This is a genomic window from Streptomyces antioxidans, from assembly GCF_000968685.2.
Lineage (GTDB): Bacteria > Actinomycetota > Actinomycetes > Streptomycetales > Streptomycetaceae > Streptomyces > Streptomyces antioxidans.
Map to the genome: position 1 here is coordinate 1 of NZ_LAKD02000050.1, position 17,267 is coordinate 17,267.

Here is a 17,267-nt window from a genome sequence, read left to right on the forward strand (position 1 = left end):
GGGTGGGAGGGGTGGGGCGGGTCGTAGGGCTGGGACATGCGGATCACTGTGCCACGCCCGCCCGTTGTTCCGACATCCCTCCGGTGATCGAGGGCAGGATGGGCCCATGCGTATCGCGGTCACCGGTTCCTCCGGACTCATCGGCACGGCACTCGTCCGCTCGCTGCGCGGGGACGGCCACCAGGTGGTGCGTCTGGTGCGGCGACCGGCGCGTGCGGAGGACGAGGTGGAGTGGAACCCGCGGCGGCAGTGGGTGGACACCTCAGGGCTGACGGGCTGTGCCGCCGTGGTCCATCTCGCGGGCGCGGGCGTCGGCGACCGGCGCTGGACCGACGCGTACAAGAAGGAGATCCGGGACAGCCGGGTGCTGGGCACCGCGGCCATCGCCGAGGCGGTCGCCTCGCTGGACACCCCGCCGCGGGTGCTGGTGAGCGGGAGCGCGGTGGGGTTCTACGGTGACACCGGGGAGCGCGCGGTCGATGAGAGTGCGCCCCCCGGCCACGGTTTCCTCCCGGATGTCTGCCAGGACTGGGAGGAGGCGGCGACCGCGGCCCAGGAGGCGGGCGTCCGTACGGTCTTCGCCCGGACCGGTCTGGTGGTCTCCGCCGAGGGCGGGGCATGGGGGAAGCTCTTCCCCCTGTTCAAGCTGGGGCTCGGCGGGCGGATGGGCAGCGGCCGGCAGTACTGGAGCTTTATCGCGCTGCGGGACCACATCGCCGCGCTGCGCCATGTCCTCGACACCCCCGAGCTCAGCGGGCCGGTCAACCTCACCGCCCCGGCGCCGGTGACCAACCGCGAGATCACGGCCGCCATGGGCCGGGTGCTGGGCCGCCCCACGCTCTTCCCGGTGCCCGCGCCCGCGCTCCGGGTCGCCCTGGGCGAGATGTCCGGGGACGTCCTCGGCAGCGTCCGGGCCGTGCCCCGCCGCCTCCTGGACTCCGGCTTCACCTTCGCCTGCCCGCATGTGGACGAGGCGATCAAGGCGGCGCTCGGGTAGGCGAGTTGGGCGCTCCGCGCCCCCTCCCGCCCTCACCCCTCCCGGTCGCGAAGCGTTGTGTGGACCGGTCGCGGATCCATCGCGAGGCGTTGTGTGGACCGGTCGCGGACCGGTCAATGACCGCGTGCGACTGGCGTGCGACCGGTGTGCGCCCGTGCCCGGTCGATGCGCGTCTGGCATCGACCGTTTTTGTCCGTACTGTCATGACCGTCTCGCCGAGCCGACTCGCGGGACCCACGCATCCGGGCCGCCGGTCGGGGCAACAGCCCCCGTGACGGACGCACCGACCTCGGGGAGGACACGTGCTCAAGCGCGCGCACCGCACGGACGTCGTCATCGTCGGCGCCGGGCTCGCGGGACTGGCCGCGGCCCAACGGCTGACCGGCGCGGGAGTCGCCGTCACGGTGCTCGAGGCCGCGCCCCATGTGGGCGGACGGATGACCACCGAGACCGTGGACGGCTTCCGGCTGGACCGCACCGGCCATCTGATGAACACCTCGTTCCCGGAGCTGCGGCGCACTCCGGGGCTCGGCACCCTCGCCCTGCGCCCCTTCGCCCAGGGGGTGCTGGTCCACAGCGAGGGCCGTACCCACCGGGTGGACACCCCCCGGAGCATGAGGGGCGCGTTCACCACGGCACGCGCTCTCGCGAACGCCGCCCGCGCGCCGCTCGGCAGTGGGCTCGATCAGGCCCGACTCGGTGCCGCGCTCGGCAGGCTCGCCGCCCTGCCGGCGGACCGCCTGCTCGCCCGCCCCGACCGGCCGGTCTCCGAGACCCTGGGGGGGCGGGGCCTACCTGCTCGTACGGTTGAGGGGGTGCTGCGTCCACTGCTCGTCTCGCTGCTGAGCGACCCGGACCTCACCACGTCCAGCCGCTGCGCCGACCTCGCGCTGCGCGGCTACGCACGCGGCCGCCTGTGCCTCCCGGCGGGCGGCGCGTCCACCGTCCCCGAACTGCTGGCGGCCGCGCTGCCGCCGGGGACGGTCCGTACGGGCGTCCGGGCCGTTTCGGCCTCCACCACCACCGTGGCCACCGCCGAACACGGCGAGTTCGGCTGCCGTGCGGTGCTGGTGGCCACCGGGGCGCACGACGCGGCCGGGCTGCTGCCCGGCCTGCGGGTGCCCGCCTTCCACCCGGTCACCGTGATGCACCACAGCGCCGCCCGGCCGCCGCTGCGCGAGCCCGCGCTGATACTCGCCGCGGGCGGCGATGGCCCGGTGGCCCACACGATGGTGGCCAGCGAGGTGGACCCCTCGCGCACCCCGCCCGGCCGGGTGCTGATCACCTCCACGGTGCTGGGCACCTCCGCCGCGCTGCCGACCGCCGAGCTCGACCGGGCCGTCCGGGACCAACTGGCGGCGGTGTACGGGACGTCGACGGCGAACTGGGACCTGCTGGCCGCCCACCACGACCCGTACGCCGTCCCGGCCATGCCCGCACCCCACGACCCGCGCCGCCCGGTGCGGCTGCTGTCCGGGCTGTACGTCTGCGGCGACCACCGCGACTCCAGTACGGTCCAGGGCGCCCTGGCCTCCGGCCGCCGAGCCGCCCGAGCGGTCCTCAGCGACTTCGGCGCCCCGCCCGGCTCGGACTCCGACGCCCATCCGCGCCCCTTGCCCGCCGCAGCGGCCTGACCCGGGCGTCCGGGGGCCTCAGGCGTGAGGCCAGGCCCCCGCCACGCCCCCAGCCGAGGAGAACCGACATCCGCATCGCCGCGGGCTGCCCCGCAGCGCGCCCGCGGGGCAGGGTCCCGTACGGCTCGCGTCTCACGGACCGGCCCGGCCCCGGTCCGTGCCCGCCGTGGCGGCCTACGCTCGCCCGCGAGGGCGCAGCAGGACCGCCGCGCCCGCCGCGCTGCGGCTGCCTCGCGACTGTGCGGCTGTGCGGCTGTACGGCTGCGCAGCCGCGCGTCACGACGCATCCGTGGCAGAGGCGTTGGGCATGGTGCGGGCGGCGGGAGCCGATAGCGCTGCCAGGAGCGCGGCCCGCCGCCGAGGGTGCACGCGGTCGCCTCCCACGCCTCGTGGCACGGCACGTATGGCGAAGCTCCGCCCTGGAGGGCACATCCCCAGGCGCGCAGGGAACGGGGCAGGGGCCCGGCACCGCACTCGGCACTCGGCACTCGGCACTCGGCACTCGGCACTCGACCGGAGACTCCTGGAGCCAGCGCCAATCCCAACGCGCGCGGCGCGAGGCCCGGCGCGGCCCGTGTCGCCGGAGCATGGGCGGGGGCGCCCCGCCCATGCTCCGGCCGTCGCCGATACTTCGGTCCTCGCCGAAGCGTGGCCGCCCTACGCTGGAGCCATGGTCACCACCACGGATGCCCGTGACGCCGACATCGCCCGCGCGGCGGCGGCCATCGCCGATCCGTCCCGCGCCCGCGTCCTGCTGGCGCTGCTGGAGGGGCGGGCGCTGCCCGCCAGTGTGCTGGCCGGTGAGGCCGGGGTGAGTGCTTCCACGGTGAGCGGGCATCTGGCCAAGTTGTTGGCGGCCGGGGTGGTGCGGGTCGAGCGGCATGGGCGGCATCGGTACTACCGGCTGGCCGGTCCCGCCGTCGGTGAGGCGCTCGAGGCGCTGGCCAGGATCGCCCCGCCGCTGCCCGTCACCTCACTGCGGCAGAGCACCCACGCACACGCCCTGCGCCGGGCGCGCAGCTGCTACGACCACGTCGCGGGCGCCCTCGGCGTGGCGCTGATGGCGGCGCTGCTGGAGCGCGGGGTCCTGGAGGGCGGTGACGGGCGCTTCCACCCCGAGACGGCGGCGGGCGACCGGCTCTCCGCCCCGGGCAAGGACACCGCGTATCGGCTGACGGCCCCGGGGCGCGCGGAGCTGGCGGCGTTCGGCGTGGACGCGGACGAGCTCGCCGGGCGCCGCCAGCTGATCCGCTACTGCGTGGACTGGACCGAGCAGCGCCACCACCTCGCCGGGGCGCTGGGCGCCGCCCTGACGGACCGGCTCTTCGCGCTGGGCTGGATCCGCCGTGGCAGCCGCCGCCGCGTGCTCGACCTGACCGGCGCGGGGCGTGACGGCCTGGAGCGCACCTTCGGCATCGTGCTCGACGCCTGAACACACCCCCGCCCCGCCCCGACTACCCCAGCGCCGCCACCCGCTCCCGGTAGCCCCGTACCGGTGCCGCGTCCCGGTAGGGCTCCAGGCGGCGCTCGAAGTCCCGTACGTACTCCGCCGCCCGCACCGACCGCATCTCCGACGCCTGCTGCGCCGCCTCCGCGCCCAGCTGGCACGCCTGCTCCAGCTCGCCGAGGCCCAGCCGCGCCGTCGCCAGGACCACCCGGCAGAACAGCCGGCTGCGCGCGAACCCGGCGCCGTGGAGCTGGAGGGAGCGCTCCGCGTGCTGGGCGGCGGCGCGGTACTGCTGCAGATCGCGGTGGCAGTGGCCGAATTCGTCGGCCAGCTGCGCCTCGTCGAACAGCCGCGCCCAGGACGGCACCTCGTCCCCCGGCCGGGCCGCCTCCAGCGACCGCTCGGCGCGGGCGAGCGAGGCGGTGCACGCGCGCACCTCGCCCAGGACGCCATGGCCGCGCGCCTCGATCGCGTGCAGCAGCGACTGCAGCACCGGCGGGGCGCCACCGCCCACCCCCTGCTGGGCCACCCGGGCCAGCTGTACGGCCTCCCGCCCATGGCCGAGGTAGACGGCCTGGCGGCTCATCGTGACCAGCACATAGCTGCCGTAGGTGCGGTCCCCGGCCGCCTGCGCCAGCCGCAGTGCCTGCACGAAGTAGCGCTGCGCCAGGCCATGGGCGGCGATGTCGAACGAGGTCCATCCGGCCAGCCGGGTCAGATCGGCGATCGCGCCGAACAGCCGCCGCCCGGTCGCCTCGTTGTACGAGCCGCGCAGCATCGGCTCGCCCTCGTGCTCGAGATAGCGCACCAGGGCCTGCCGGGCGTGGCCGCCGCCGTACGTCTGGTCCAGCGCCGCGAACAGCTCGCCGACCGAGCGCAGGGCCGCGATATCGCTCGGGGTCACCCGGTAGCCCGGGGCGCGCCGGTCGCGGTCGTGGCGCCGCTGGCGGGGCAGCGGCGCCCGGCCGTGAGCGCCATGGGCACCGTGGGGGCCATGGGCGCCATGAGAACCCTGGGCGCCGTGAGTGCCATGGACGCCATGGGCGCCATGAGATCCCTGGGCGCCATGGGCGCCCTGGCCGACCGCGCGCCCCGCTGCCGCCCCCACCGGGCCACCCACCGGGCCGCCCACCGGGCCACCGACCGGACCTCCCGCCCGGCCGCCCTGCGCGGGCAGCCGCCCGGCCCCGGCGGCTCCGGCCCCCGGCCCGGCCCCCGCTCCCACCGCCGTCCCCGGGCCCGGAGCGGCCCCCGCCGGTGGCTCGCCGCGCGCCACCCGGTCGTCGGGCCGTCCGATCAGCCAGTCGCGGCTGGGGACGACCAGACCCGCCGGGGTGAACGCGATCTTCCGCAGCTCCGCATGGCTCCCGGAGTCCTTGCGCCACAGCCCGCTGACGATGTCCACCGCCTCCTGCGGGGTGGCGGCGAACTCCAGCCCCGCGTAGACCGGAGCGCAGGCGTCCAGGCCCAGGTCCTGGGCGGTCAGTCGGCGTCCCAGCCGCCGGGTGAACACCTCGGCGATCAGCGCCGGGGTGGTGCCGCGCGGCTGCTGTCCGCGCAGCCACCGCGTCACCGATGTCTTGTCGTACCGCAGGTCCAGACCGTGCTCCAGTCCGAGCTGATCCACCCGCCGGGCCAGCCCGGCGTTGGAGAAGCCCGCCTCGGCGATGAGCGCGGCGAGCTGACGATTGGGAATGCGCTGCGGGGGTCGTTCCGTCATCAGCCTGCCGGTCTCCCTGATCGCTCGGTGGAACGGCGCGAATGTAACCGCCGCTCGAGGGCTGATCGCGGCCGTCCGGCTCCATTCATCCGATCGTGTGAGAACGAGCCGGGTGCGGACGTAAGGGGACACGGCCGTACAGTGGCGGGGGCGCCGCCGCGAGGCTCCGCCGCCCATCCGACGCGGGTCGAGAAGGAGCTTGCCGTGACCGCCGTGACCACGTCATCCCCGGGGGCAGCCCCCGGTTCATCGGCCCTTGCCTACGTCCACCTGGGCTTCGGCGCGGACGCCGTGGACTACGAGGAGGCGTGGCAGGAGCAGCGCCGGGTGCACGCCGCCCGGTTCGCGGACGAGATCCCCGACACCTGTCTGCTGCTGGAGCACCCCCCGGTCTACACGGCGGGGCGGCGCACGGCCGACAGCGAACGCCCCCTGGACGGCACCCCGGTGGTGGACGTGGACCGCGGCGGCAAGATCACCTGGCATGGCCCGGGCCAGCTGGTCGGCTATCCGATCCTCAAGCTGCCGCGCCCGGTGGACGTCATCGCGCACGTCCGCCGCCTCGAGGACGCGCTGCTGCGCACCTGTGCGGAGTTCGGTCTGGAGACCACCCGGGTCGAGGGCCGCAGCGGGGTGTGGGTGCTGGGCGACCCGGTGGACCAGCGCCCCGCGCTCGGCGGGCTGAAGCTGGATTTCGACCCGCGGCTGGAGGACGAGGAGTTCGACGCCCGGCTGAACGGGCCGGAGTACGCCCCGTCCAACGCCGGTCAGCGCCGCGAGGACCGCAAGCTGGCCGCCATCGGGGTGCGGATCGCCAAGGGCGTGACGATGCACGGCTTCTCGCTCAACTGCAATCCGGACAACACCTGGTTCGACCGGATCGTGCCGTGCGGCATCCGGGACGCGGGGGTGACCTCGCTCTCGGAGGAGCTGGGCCGGGATGTGCCGATCGCCGAGGTGCTGCCGGTGGTCGAGCGGCATCTGCGGGAGGTCCTGGAGTCCTCCGTCCCGCTGCCGCGGGCGGTCTGACCCTCCGGGGCCGTCCGGAGCCGTCCGGAGCCCTTCCGGTACGGACCTCGCGGGAATGCGTCCTCGCGACGTTCGGTTGCCCTGGACGTAAAACCGTACGAACCACGGGCGTACCCTGGTGACCGCCGACGATTCACAAGCCCGCCGGCAAACTCGCCACGCCGAGCCGCCCAGCAGAGTCAAGCAAAGAGGAGTGCCGGACGTGTCCGCAGTCGCACCCGACGGACGCAAGATGCTGCGCCTGGAGGTCCGGAACAGCCAGACCCCCATCGAGCGCAAGCCCGAGTGGATCAAGACCCGGGCGAAGATGGGCCCCGAGTACACCGAGCTGCACGGCCTGGTGAAGCGGGAGGGCCTGCACACCGTGTGCCAGGAGGCGGGCTGTCCGAACATCTATGAGTGCTGGGAGGACCGCGAGGCCACCTTCCTCATCGGCGGCGACCAGTGCACCCGGCGCTGCGACTTCTGCCAGATCGACACCGGCAAGCCGCAGGAGCTGGACCGCGACGAACCGCGCCGGGTGGCCGAATCCGTACGCACCATGGAGCTGAAGTACGCGACCGTCACCGGTGTGGCCCGTGACGACCTGGAGGACGGCGGCGCCTGGCTCTACGCGGAGACCGTGCGCCAGATCCACTCCCTGATGCCGGACACCGGTGTGGAGCTGCTGATCCCGGACTTCAACGCGGTCCCCGAGCAGCTCGCCGAGGTCTTCTCGGCCCGCTCCGAGGTGCTCGCGCACAACGTCGAGACGGTGCCGCGGATCTTCAAGCGCATCCGCCCGGGCTTCCGTTACGAGCGCTCGCTCGAGGTGATCACCAAGGCGCGCGAGGCGGGTCTGGTCACCAAGTCCAACCTGATCCTGGGCATGGGCGAGGAGCGCGAGGAGATCAGCCAGGCGCTCCGGGACCTCCATGACGCGGGCTGCGAGCTGATCACCATCACCCAGTACCTGCGGCCGTCCCCGCGCCACCACCCCGTGGAGCGCTGGGTCAAGCCCCAGGAGTTCGTGGAGCTCAAGGAGGAGGCCGAGGAGATCGGTTACGCGGGCGTCATGTCCGGCCCGCTGGTCCGCTCCTCGTACCGCGCCGGCCGTCTGTACCAGCAGGCCATCGAGCGGCGCAATGTCGCGGTGACTTCTCAGGCCGTCTGACTCTCCGTCGTCGCACCGCCGTCACATTGCGTCGGCGGTCGGCCATGTGAGCAACACGCTGTGTGATTGCGAGCACACACCGATCCGAGGGCTTTGAGAACGCCGCAGGTCAGGGGCGGAATACCGGCCGCAGCGGGGTTTCATCGGTGTTTGACCGGCCAGTCACGCACTGGTAACACCATTGGGTAACGATTAAGCCACGCACTGCTTATACGTTGTGCGTAATGATCATCCGCCGCTTCCGAGGGGTATCCATGCCGGCTGCGCCCGTACGCCCGTCCGTACGCCCGTCCGTCACCGACGCGCTCCTCGTCCTGGAAGGTCTGCTGCTGCGTGGCGGGCAGCGCACCGCCCGCCGCAACGCCTGGACCGCCGTGCTCGAGGACCGGCGCCGGGCCAAGGACCGGGACGAGGCCGAACACGTGCTGGAGGCCGTGTCCACCGGGGCTTCCCAGGCCACGTAAACTTCGCTGTATGGCGAGGAAGGAAACATCCGAGAACCCCGGGCGGCTGAAGCAGATCGCCCTGACCTACAAGATGACCAAACGGGTCGACCCGAAGGTCACACTTGTCGTCGCCGGCGTGGGGATCGTCACCTTCGGTGTCCTTCTCGCGATCGGCTTCTGGATCGGCCACCCGATCTTCCTGGGCATCCTGGGCTTCGTCCTGGCCTTCCTCGCGATGGCGATCATTTTCGGCCGCCGTGCCGAGCGGGCCGCCTTCGGACAGATGGATGGCCAGCCGGGCGCGGCGGCCGCGGTGCTGGAGAACGTGGGCCGCGGCTGGTCGGTGACGCCCGCGGTGGCGATGAACCGGAACCAGGACGTCATCCACCGCGCGGTGGGCAAGGCGGGCATCGTGCTGGTCGCCGAGGGCAATCCGAACCGGCTCAAGGGCATGCTGGCCGCCGAGAAGAAGAAGATGGCGCGCATCGTCTCGGACGTCCCGGTCCACGATGTGATGGTCGGCTCCGGCGAGGGCCAGGTCGAGATCAAGAAGCTTCGCACCACGCTGCTGAAGCTGCCCCGGGTGCTGCCGGGCGCGCAGGTCACGGTGGTGAACGACCGACTGCGCGCGCTGGGCGACCTGATGAGCAATATGCCGATTCCCAAGGGCCCGATGCCCAAGGGAATGCGGATGCCCAAGGGGCGCTGAGCGCCCACCCCTCACCCCAGCGGAAACGAAACGGCGGCCCGGACGGAGAGTCCGGGCCGCCGTTTCGTCCGGGGCCGCCGCTTCGCGAGTGAACGCCGTCGCCCGCGCGTAACGCCGTTGTACGCAATCCGCGGGCTCGGCCCGGATCCGTACGAGAATCCGCAGAGGGGTCCGTACGGGCTCAGACCCTGATCTGCACCGCGCGGGAGAGCCGGTCGTGCAGCCCCCGGGTGTCGCGGTCCCAGACCACCGCCGGGATGACCAGCACCAGCAGCACGCTGCGCAGCACGGCCCGCGGCAGGCTCAGCCGCGTCCCGCCCTCGCCGATGACCCGCAGCCTCAGCAGCAGCTTGCCGGGGGTGGCGCCGACGGTGCCGACGGTGACCAGGCTCAGCGCCAGGAAGACCAGCAGCGCCCAGTTCCCGGCGGCCTGGGCGTCACGGCCGGACAGCAGGGCGTAGGAGACGAGCAGGCACAGGCCCCAGTCGATGAAGAGCGCCCCGAAACGGCGTCCCAGGGGCGCGATGGAGCCCGGTCCGTCCTCGGGAAGACCGAGGCCCTGACCCCGGTAGCCGAAGTCGACGCCCATCTCCTCGGCGGCCGCACGGGGCCCGGAAAGCCACGATCCGATTGCTTGCCTCTTGTCCACCCGACTACGTTACTGCGACCGCATACGTTCCCCGGGCCGGGCCCCTCCGCAGCGGTTCCCGCGACCCATACGGCGCCTTTTCCGGTGCCGCCAAGGCCCCGAGGGCACCCCCGAGCCGGTTAACCTGGGTGAAACAAATGGGTCATGCCCGGGAAATCCCGTCTGCCTATGGTCGGCGGAAGCGCGCCACCGCACATGGAATACGCGCCACCGGACATATCCCCGTCCCACCGCGGCCGGGCTAGGAGGAGTTGGATGTTCCAGAACGCCGACGACGCTCGGAAGTTCATCTCGGACGAGGACGTGAAGTTCGTCGACGTCCGCTTCTGTGACCTTCCCGGCGTCATGCAGCACTTCACCGTACCGGCGGAGGCGTTCGACCCGAACGAGGAGCTGGCCTTCGACGGCTCGTCGATCCGCGGCTTCCAGGCGATCCACGAGTCGGACATGGCCCTGCGCGCCGACCTCTCCACGGCGCGCGTCGACCCGTTCCGCCGGGACAAGACCCTCAACATCAACTTCTTCATCCACGACCCGATCACGGGCGAGCAGTACAGCCGTGACCCGCGGAACATCGCCCGTAAGGCCGAGGCCTACCTCGCCTCCACCGGCATCGCGGACACCGCGTACTTCGGCCCGGAGGCGGAGTTCTACGTCTTCGACAGCGTCCGCTTCGAGACCAAGGCGAACGAGGCCTTCTACCACGTCGACTCCGAGGCGGGCGCCTGGAACACCGGTGCGCTGCAGGACAACCGCGGCTACAAGGTCCGCTACAAGGGCGGCTACTTCCCCACCCCGCCGGTCGACCACTTCGCCGATCTGCGCGCCGAGATCACCCTCGAGCTGAACAAGGCCGGTCTCCAGGTCGAGCGCCAGCACCACGAGGTGGGCACCGCGGGCCAGGCCGAGATCAACTACAAGTTCAACACGCTGCTGGCCGCGGCCGACGACCTCCAGCTGTTCAAGTACATCGTCAAGAACGTGGCGTGGCAGAACGGCAAGACGGCGACCTTCATGCCGAAGCCGATCTTCGGTGACAACGGCTCGGGCATGCACGTCCACCAGTCGCTGTGGCAGGGCGGCTCCCCGCTCTTCTACGACGAGCAGGGGTACGCGGGCCTGTCCGACACCGCCCGCTACTACATCGGCGGCATCCTCAAGCACGCCCCGTCGCTGCTGGCCTTCACCAACCCGACGGTGAACTCCTACCACCGTCTGGTCCCGGGCTTCGAGGCCCCGGTCAACCTGGTGTACTCGCAGCGCAACCGCTCCGCCGCGATGCGCATCCCGATCACCGGCTCCAACCCGAAGGCCAAGCGCGTCGAGTTCCGCGCCCCGGACTCCTCCGGCAACCCGTACCTGGCCTTCTCCGCCCTGCTCCTCGCGGGCCTGGACGGCATCAAGAACAAGATCGAGCCGGCCGAGCCGATCGACAAGGACCTCTACGAGCTCGCCCCCGAGGAGCACGCGGGCGTCCCGCAGGTCCCGACCTTTCTCCCGGCCGTCCTCGACTCCCTCGAGGCCGACCACGAGTTCCTCCTCCAGGGCGGCGTCTTCACCTCCGACCTGATCGAGACCTGGATCGACTACAAGCGCACCAACGAGATCGCCCCGCTCCAGCTGCGCCCGCACCCCCACGAGTTCGAGCTCTACTTCGACGTGTGAGCCGCGCCCGCTCCGTGAGCCCCCGCGGCTCCGGCCGAGCCCCCGCCACCGCCCCGATGGGCGGGAACGGGGGCTCCGTGGCGTGGTGCGGGGGCGGGGGTCAGCCGTCGCCGAAGCCGCCACCGAACCCTCCGCCGAAGCCGTCGAAGCCACCGCCGTCGCCGAAGCCTCCCCCGAACCCGTCGTCGAAGCCACTCCCGGAGTCGCCGCCGTCCCCGCCGTCGCCGAAGCCACCGTCGAACCCACCGGGCCCGTAGCCGGGGCCGAGGGATCCGCCCAGCAGCGTGCCGACCAGCAGCCCGGGCAGCAGCATCGAGCCGTAGCCGCCGAAGTAGCCGCTCGCCCAGGGCCCATAGGCCGGACCGGCGTCCCAGTACGGTCGGCGCCGGTCGCCGCCGACCGGGACGGTGCGGGCGTCCGGGTAGTGGCCGTCGTCGATGCGGGTGGCGTCCGCGGCGCAGGCGGGGACGGAGCGCTGGGCGCCGCCTGGGGGTGCCCATGGGACGTCGCGGACCGAAGGGCCATGGCGCGGGTCGAAGAAGCACGGCGGGCGCCGCTGGGGCAGCGGGCCGCCCTCGCGGCGGGCGTCGAGCACCGCCAGCGCGAAGCGGCCCTCCTCCAGCGCCTCGGTCACCGGCCGTACGTCCTCGGGCCGCCGGGCGGCGGCCGACCTGGCCTTCGCCTCCTCGTAGGCGTCCAGGGCGCGGCCGTAGTCGTCCGCCATCTCGGGGGTGGACGCCGGGTCGGCGGGGTCGAAGCGGGTCCCGCTGAGCCTCTCGCCGTACGCGGTGATGTCCTCCTCGACCGCGCCGCGCACCTGCTCAAGCTCGGCCCGTTCGCGCTCGCGGCGCTGCTTGCGGGTGCGCCGGGCCAGGAACAGCCCGCTTCCTCCGACGGCGGCCAGGACGATCAGCACCGCCACCGCGTCCCCCAACGACAGGGTGGAGCCCCGAGCGCCCTGGTGGCCGCCGGACCCCTGGTCGCCGCCGGACCCCTGGTCGCCGCCGGACCCCTGGCCGGTCCGGTCGTGGATCGCGGTGGCCGTGTCGGTCACGAAGCCGTTCAGGGTCGCCGCGAGGTCGTGCGGGTGCTGCCGGAGGTTCCGCTCCGCCAGCGCCTGCGAGGTCCGCCCCGGCAGCACCGAGCTGTCGGAGGCCGCCCCGAAGGAGGAGCCGAGCGCCACCGCGTAGACGCCGGGACGGTCGACGGCGGCGCGCAGCCGCTCGAAGACGCGCTCTCCCCCGTACGCGGGGTTGTCGGGCAGAACGGCCACGTAGACCGGCACATCGGCGGTGCGGATGTGTGCCACCAGGGCACGGGCCTGTCCGGCGCTCAGGGCGTCGGAGGCGCCGGGATCGACGTATACGGGGCTGCTGCGCAGCGCCTTGCCGATCTTGTTCACATCCGTTTCGGCATGCGCGCCCCCGGCGGTGAGCAGCACCGCCGTCAGGGCGACGAGGACGGCCAGCAGGAGCGTTCCCCATCGCGGGATCTTGCCGGACACACTTCACATTTACCCGCACAGGGGGCGGATATGCGAACGCGTATGCGTCGGCGCCGCATGGCTGGGCCCCGCCACCGCCCCTTTCGGGCAGTGGCGAGGCTCAGTGCTGTGCGATCAGGCCGTGATCATGGCCGTCGTGACCGTGCCGTGATCATGGTCGCAGCCGTGATCGTGTCCGTGATCGTGGCCTAAGCTCCGGTGACCACCTGTGTGTAGTCGGAGACGCCCGAGGCTCCGAAATTGGCGTCGCCCGAGTAGACCGCGCTGACGTCCCAGTCGCCTTCCGTCAGCATCTGGTCGGAGAGGAAGGCGAACCCATTGGCGTCCACGGGCTGCACGGAGGGGATGGTGGTCACCCCATCGGTGAGGGTGAAGGTGACCGTGCCCGTCGGGGTGCCGTCGCCGGGCGGGAGGGCTTCGACGAAGGCGACGAAGTCGATGGGCGCGCCAGCCGCTGCCGGGTTGGGGTTGGAGCTGAGCGAGGTCCTCGACTCGGCCGCGTTCACCACCTGCGTCAGCGTCGCCGACGACGACGGGGCGAAGTTGGCGTCACCGCTGTAGGTGGCCGTCACGGTGTGCGAACCCGTGCCCAGGTCGCCGGTGGTGAACGTCGCCGTGCCGCCCGACAGCGGCTCGGTGAACGAACCGCCCCCGCTGCCGCTGATCACGAAGGTGACCGTGCCGGTCGGGGTCCCGGTGGCGGGCGGGTTCGGCGTGACCGTGGCGGTGAACGTCACCGGCTGCCCGAACACGGACGGGTTCGCCGAGGAGGTCAGCACCGTGGTCGTGGGCGCGGGCCCGGGGCTCACGGTGTGGGTGTCGGTGCCGGTGGACGGCAGGAAGGTGGCGTCGCCGCCGTAGATGGCGACCACGGTGTGGGATCCGGCACCGAGGGTGCTGAGGGTGAGCGTGGCCGTGCCGCCGGACAGCGGCTGGGTGAACGAACCGCCCCCACTGCCGCTGATCACGAAGGTGACCGTTCCGGTCGGGGTGCCCGTACCGGGCGCGACCGGGGCGACGGTGGCGGTGAACGTCACCGGCTCCCCCAGCGTCGAGGGGTCCGGCGCCGATATCACCGATGTCGTCGTCGACGCCTGGAGCACGACGACGGCCGTGGTGCCGGTGGACGGGGTGAAGTCGGCGTCGCCGCTGTAGGTGGCGGTGACGATGTGGGTGCCGACGCCCAGGCCGCTCGCGGTGACCGAGGCGGTCCCGCCGGACAGCGTGCCGGTCAGGGTGGGGCCGCCGCTGACCACGAAGGTGACGGTACCCGTGGGCGTTCCGGCGCCGAGCGGGATCACGGTGGCGGTGAGCGTGACCGACTGCCCGGACACGGCGGGGTTCGGCGCCGCCGTGACCAGGGTGACCGTGGGTGAAGCCATGATGGCCCTCCAAGTGGGGTGGGATGGTGGGCCGTTGCTCGCCATGCGGGGCCGTGACCGCGGCGCGTGGCAGCGCATCAGGATGGGGTGCGCGCTCATGGTGTTCGACGCGGAATGCGCGCTTACGGCGTTCGACGCGGGAGGCGCGTCGCGCCGTCCCCGCCCGATGTGAAACCCACCGGTCTGTAGCACCAGTAGGCACGCGACACGCCGCCAACACCATAGATACACCCCCGAATTACCCCATACGGCGCAGCGCTCGCCCCTCCCCCAGCGCACCTCCCACACCCCGTACGGCGCATATGCCTCGCCGTCAACTGCCCGCGCACGCAGGGCGCATGGCGCGGCGGAGGCGGGGCCAGGGTGTTACCGGAACCAGGACGGGCCGCGGTTCTGGGAGATGGCGAATCCGATGAGGCCGTCGTCGCCTTCGGATTCGTCCACGGCGACCCAGCAGCCGCCGGGGTCCTCGGTGCGGAAGTGGCGCATCCGGTCGATCCACTGCCGGGAGGCGGCGGCCGGGCGGGGCCGGGGCTCGGGTTCGCCGACCCTCCCGCTGCGGCGGTCGGCCTCGAGGAGGGTGGTGGCCGAGGCGCGTTCGGCGGCGGGGAGGTCGTCGGCGCACAGCGGCCTGGCCCGCACGGAGTCCAGGCGGTCGATACGGTCCACGCAGTCCGTACGGTCCGTACGGGGCTAGTCCGCGCGGCCCGTGGCGGCGACGGTGACGCCGAGGCCGATCATGGAGAGTCCGCCGACGCCGCCGACCATCGCGAGGCGCCGCGGGGAGCGGGCGAACCAGGTGCGGGCGGTGGCCGCGGCCAGGCCCCAGACGCTGTCGGAGATCACTGCGATGGCGTTGAAGACCAGCCCGAGCAGCAGCATCTGCGGTACGACGCGCCCCTGCTCGCGGTCGACGAACTGGGGCAGTACGGCGGCGAAGAACACGATCGTCTTGGGGTTGGCCACGCCGACCGCGAACCCCTCCCACAGCGTGCGCAGACCCCCGTGGGCGGGCCCCGCGCCGGTGAACGCGGCCCGCAGCGAGTGGCGCTGCCGCACCGCCTTGACCCCCAGGTACACCAGATACGCGGCGCCCACGAGCTTCAGCGCGGTGAAGACGAGGACCGAGCGCTCCACCACGGATCCGATGCCCAGCGCCACGGCCACGACCAGCACATACGCCCCGAGGGTATTGCCGACGACCGTGGTCAGCGCGGCTCGGCGGCCCTGGGCCAGTGCCCGGCCGACCACGAAGAGCACGCTGGGACCGGGGATCACGATCAGCAGGAAGGACATGGCCGCGAAGGCGAGCAGTCGGTCGCTGGGCACCATGAAGCGCATCGAAGCACGCGAACGGCGCGCGGCTCCAGCGGTTTTCCCGGGCGCATCGCCCGGGCCTTGGCCCGCGGACGGCCCCAACTCGTACGCCGTTCCCCGGCGTTGGCGCGGAAGGTGGACCGTGGTGCCGGAGGACGGCGGTGGGGTGCCCGCGCCGCGTGGGGGCGGCTCCCTGAGCGGTGGCGGGCGCCGGTCCCGCTCAGGGGCTCTGGAACCGGCCGTTTTCGGCCGCGCGGGCGCGGGAGGCGGCTATCTCGGCGTAGGCCCGTTCGCGGCCCTCCCAGTGGGAACCCTCGACGGACTTGCCGGGCTCGAGGTCCTTATAGACCTCGAAGAAGTGGGTGATCTCCTTACGGTCGAATTCGGGGACGTCATCGATGTCCTGCACGCCGACATAGCGCGGGTCATGGGCCGGGACACAGAGGATCTTCTCGTCCGGGCCCTGCTCGTCGCGCATGCAGTACATGCCTATGGCCCGGCAGAGGATCACACAGCCGGGAAAGGTCGGCTCGGCGACGGTGATGAGGGCGTCCAGCGGATCGCCGTCCCGGCCGAGGGTGTGGTCGACATAGCCGTAGTCGGCCGGGTACTTCGTCGAGGTGAACAGCATCCGGTCCAGCCGGATCCGGCCGGTCTCATGGTCCATCTCGTACTTGTTGCGTGACCCCTCGGGGATCTCCACGACCACATCGAACTCGCCGTGCTCCATCGCCGCCTCCGCTCCCCGTCGCGCTCCGGTGTCCTTCCAGTGTGCGCCGGGCCCGCCGGGCGGGCAGCTCCGGCCGGGGGCAGCTCAGCCGCCCCGCACCAGGGCGTCGATCTCGGCCTCGAAGAGGACCGAGGGATCGAAGCCCATGCCCGTGAACTGGCCTTGCACATCAAGGCTGATCACGCCGTGGAGCCTGGTCCAGGTGCGCAGCGCGCGGCCCTTCAGCTCACCGCCGGGCTCCTCCCCCGGCACCCAGGAGCCCGCGTCCTCGAGGTGGCGCACCAGCTCGGCCTCGAGGTCGGTCAGGGGCTGCTGCCCCGGGCCGGTGGCAGCGCGGTGCGCGGTGGCGCCATCGGCATCGCCGACGGTGGAGCAGGCGTCCACGATGGTCCGCATCAGCCCCGCCGCGATCTCGGTGGTCTCCGGCGGCGCGTGGTAACCGGGCACCGGGGTGCCGTAGATGAGCAGATAGCGGTCGGGCTGGCGCTTCGCCCAGTCGCGCAGGGCACGGGCCATGGCGCGGAAGCGGTCGGCGGGGGCCGCGTCGGCGGCGTCGGCGGGTGCCGCATCGGCAGGGGCCGCGTCGGCGGCGTCGGCGGGGGCGGCGTCGGCGACGGCCCGGGCGAGGGTTTCGGCCAGATCGCGGTAGGTGTCGGTGATCAGCTCGGTCAGCAGCTCGTCCCGGCTCGCGAAATAGCGGTAGAGCGCGGGGCCGGTCATCCCCATCGCCTTCGCGATCGCGTTCACCGAAATGCCCGCCGTGCCCGACTCGGCCAGCTGGGCCAGGGCCACGGCCTTGGCCTCCTCCCGGGTCTGTTTGCGGTAGCGCTCACGCCGTGCTGTCGCCATGGACGCGCCTCTCGTGCGGCTCTTCGAATTCGGGCT

16 protein-coding genes are annotated in these 17,267 nt (G+C 72.7%); 8 read left to right on the forward strand and 8 right to left on the reverse strand.

The genetic code is table 11. The features are described 5' to 3' along the window. The first annotated feature begins 106 nt into the window (after positions 1 to 106). The 3 genes from VT50_RS20570 (at position 107) to VT50_RS20580 (ending at position 4,063) form a co-directional block, all read left to right on the forward strand. Positions 107 to 997, forward strand: a complete 891-nt coding sequence (locus VT50_RS20570) for a TIGR01777 family oxidoreductase (RefSeq protein ID WP_079343864.1) — start codon at positions 107 to 109, stop codon at positions 995 to 997. Between the two features lie 302 nt (positions 998 to 1,299). Next, positions 1,300 to 2,631, forward strand: a complete 1,332-nt coding sequence (locus VT50_RS20575; RefSeq protein ID WP_046086272.1) for an NAD(P)/FAD-dependent oxidoreductase — start codon at positions 1,300 to 1,302, stop codon at positions 2,629 to 2,631. A gap of 670 nt (positions 2,632 to 3,301) precedes the next feature. Then, positions 3,302 to 4,063, forward strand: a complete 762-nt coding sequence (locus tag VT50_RS20580) for an ArsR/SmtB family transcription factor (RefSeq protein ID WP_046086271.1) — start codon at positions 3,302 to 3,304, stop codon at positions 4,061 to 4,063. 22 nt (positions 4,064 to 4,085) lie between these two features. Here VT50_RS20580 and VT50_RS20585 read toward each other — a convergent pair whose 3' ends face one another. Beyond that, positions 4,086 to 5,798 carry an NsdA family TPR-like regulatory protein gene (locus tag VT50_RS20585; RefSeq protein WP_046086270.1) on the reverse strand — a complete coding sequence of 571 codons (1,713 nt, stop codon included), beginning with the start codon at positions 5,796 to 5,798 and terminating at the stop codon, positions 4,086 to 4,088. Positions 5,799 to 6,002: 204 nt separating this feature from the next. Between VT50_RS20585 and lipB the strand changes: the two genes are divergently transcribed. The 4 genes from lipB to VT50_RS20605 all read left to right on the forward strand — a co-directional run bounded on the left by lipB (position 6,003) and on the right by VT50_RS20605 (position 9,135). Beyond that, positions 6,003 to 6,827, forward strand: coding sequence for a lipoyl(octanoyl) transferase LipB (gene lipB, locus VT50_RS20590; protein ID WP_206269448.1), 825 nt, complete (start codon positions 6,003 to 6,005; stop codon positions 6,825 to 6,827). Positions 6,828 to 7,029: 202 nt separating this feature from the next. Continuing rightward, positions 7,030 to 7,980, forward strand: a complete 951-nt coding sequence (gene lipA / locus VT50_RS20595; protein WP_046086269.1) for a lipoyl synthase — start codon at positions 7,030 to 7,032, stop codon at positions 7,978 to 7,980. A gap of 254 nt (positions 7,981 to 8,234) precedes the next feature. Continuing rightward, positions 8,235 to 8,444, forward strand: a complete 210-nt coding sequence (locus VT50_RS20600) for an SCO2195 family GlnR-regulated protein (RefSeq protein WP_046086268.1) — start codon at positions 8,235 to 8,237, stop codon at positions 8,442 to 8,444. A 10-nt stretch (positions 8,445 to 8,454) separates the two neighbouring features. Next, entirely contained in the window at positions 8,455 to 9,135 is a 681-nt protein-coding gene (locus tag VT50_RS20605) for a DUF4191 domain-containing protein (protein ID WP_046086267.1), read from the forward strand. 181 nt (positions 9,136 to 9,316) lie between these two features. Here the strand turns inward: VT50_RS20605 and VT50_RS20610 are convergent, their stop codons facing one another. Next, positions 9,317 to 9,784, reverse strand: a complete 468-nt coding sequence (locus tag VT50_RS20610) for an RDD family protein (RefSeq protein ID WP_075200349.1) — start codon at positions 9,782 to 9,784, stop codon at positions 9,317 to 9,319. Positions 9,785 to 10,039: 255 nt separating this feature from the next. Here VT50_RS20610 and glnA point away from each other — a divergent pair, with 255 nt between their 5' ends. Further along, entirely contained in the window at positions 10,040 to 11,449 is a 1,410-nt protein-coding gene (gene glnA, locus VT50_RS20615) for a type I glutamate--ammonia ligase (RefSeq protein ID WP_046086265.1), read from the forward strand. A 100-nt stretch (positions 11,450 to 11,549) separates the two neighbouring features. Here glnA and VT50_RS20620 read toward each other — a convergent pair whose 3' ends face one another. The 6 genes from VT50_RS20620 to VT50_RS20645 form a co-directional block, all read right to left on the reverse strand. After that, positions 11,550 to 12,953, reverse strand: a complete 1,404-nt coding sequence (locus VT50_RS20620) for a hypothetical protein (protein WP_046086264.1) — start codon at positions 12,951 to 12,953, stop codon at positions 11,550 to 11,552. A 188-nt stretch (positions 12,954 to 13,141) separates the two neighbouring features. Further along, positions 13,142 to 14,335 carry an Ig-like domain-containing protein gene (locus VT50_RS20625; RefSeq protein ID WP_046086263.1) on the reverse strand — a complete coding sequence of 398 codons (1,194 nt, stop codon included), beginning with the start codon at positions 14,333 to 14,335 and terminating at the stop codon, positions 13,142 to 13,144. Between the two features lie 366 nt (positions 14,336 to 14,701). Next, positions 14,702 to 15,004 carry a GNAT family protein gene (locus VT50_RS20630; protein ID WP_046086262.1) on the reverse strand — a complete coding sequence of 101 codons (303 nt, stop codon included), beginning with the start codon at positions 15,002 to 15,004 and terminating at the stop codon, positions 14,702 to 14,704. Positions 15,005 to 15,028: 24 nt separating this feature from the next. Further along, positions 15,029 to 15,667: a LysE family translocator gene (locus VT50_RS20635; RefSeq protein WP_046086276.1), complete on the reverse strand. Its 639-nt coding sequence runs from the start codon at positions 15,665 to 15,667 to the stop codon at positions 15,029 to 15,031. A gap of 205 nt (positions 15,668 to 15,872) precedes the next feature. Continuing rightward, the gene (locus tag VT50_RS20640) at positions 15,873 to 16,382 is read right to left on the reverse strand and encodes an inorganic diphosphatase (protein WP_046086261.1); all 510 of its coding nucleotides are present in this window, start codon (positions 16,380 to 16,382) and stop codon (positions 15,873 to 15,875) included. An 84-nt stretch (positions 16,383 to 16,466) separates the two neighbouring features. After that, positions 16,467 to 17,231 (reverse strand): TetR/AcrR family transcriptional regulator, encoded by a 765-nt coding sequence (locus tag VT50_RS20645; protein WP_046086260.1) that lies wholly within the window; start codon positions 17,229 to 17,231, stop codon positions 16,467 to 16,469. Between the last annotated feature and the right edge of the window lie 36 nt (positions 17,232 to 17,267).

Excerpts from the sequence above, each read along its gene's own strand:
- VT50_RS20585 (WP_046086270.1), bottom strand. The coding sequence starts at position 5,798 with ATGACGGAACGACCCCCGCAGCGCATTCCCAATCGTCAGCTCGCCGCG.
- VT50_RS20625 (WP_046086263.1), bottom strand. The coding sequence starts at position 14,335 with ATGGCTTCACCCACGGTCACCCTGGTCACGGCGGCGCCGAACCCCGCC.
- VT50_RS20600 (WP_046086268.1), top strand. The coding sequence starts at position 8,235 with ATGCCGGCTGCGCCCGTACGCCCGTCCGTACGCCCGTCCGTCACCGAC.
- glnA (WP_046086265.1), top strand. The coding sequence starts at position 10,040 with ATGTTCCAGAACGCCGACGACGCTCGGAAGTTCATCTCGGACGAGGAC.
- VT50_RS20570 (WP_079343864.1), top strand. The coding sequence starts at position 107 with ATGCGTATCGCGGTCACCGGTTCCTCCGGACTCATCGGCACGGCACTC.
- VT50_RS20580 (WP_046086271.1), top strand. The coding sequence starts at position 3,302 with ATGGTCACCACCACGGATGCCCGTGACGCCGACATCGCCCGCGCGGCG.
- VT50_RS20645 (WP_046086260.1), bottom strand. The coding sequence starts at position 17,231 with ATGGCGACAGCACGGCGTGAGCGCTACCGCAAACAGACCCGGGAGGAG.
- VT50_RS20605 (WP_046086267.1), top strand. The coding sequence starts at position 8,455 with ATGGCGAGGAAGGAAACATCCGAGAACCCCGGGCGGCTGAAGCAGATC.
- VT50_RS20640 (WP_046086261.1), bottom strand. The coding sequence starts at position 16,382 with ATGGAGCACGGCGAGTTCGATGTGGTCGTGGAGATCCCCGAGGGGTCA.
- VT50_RS20635 (WP_046086276.1), bottom strand. The coding sequence starts at position 15,667 with ATGGTGCCCAGCGACCGACTGCTCGCCTTCGCGGCCATGTCCTTCCTG.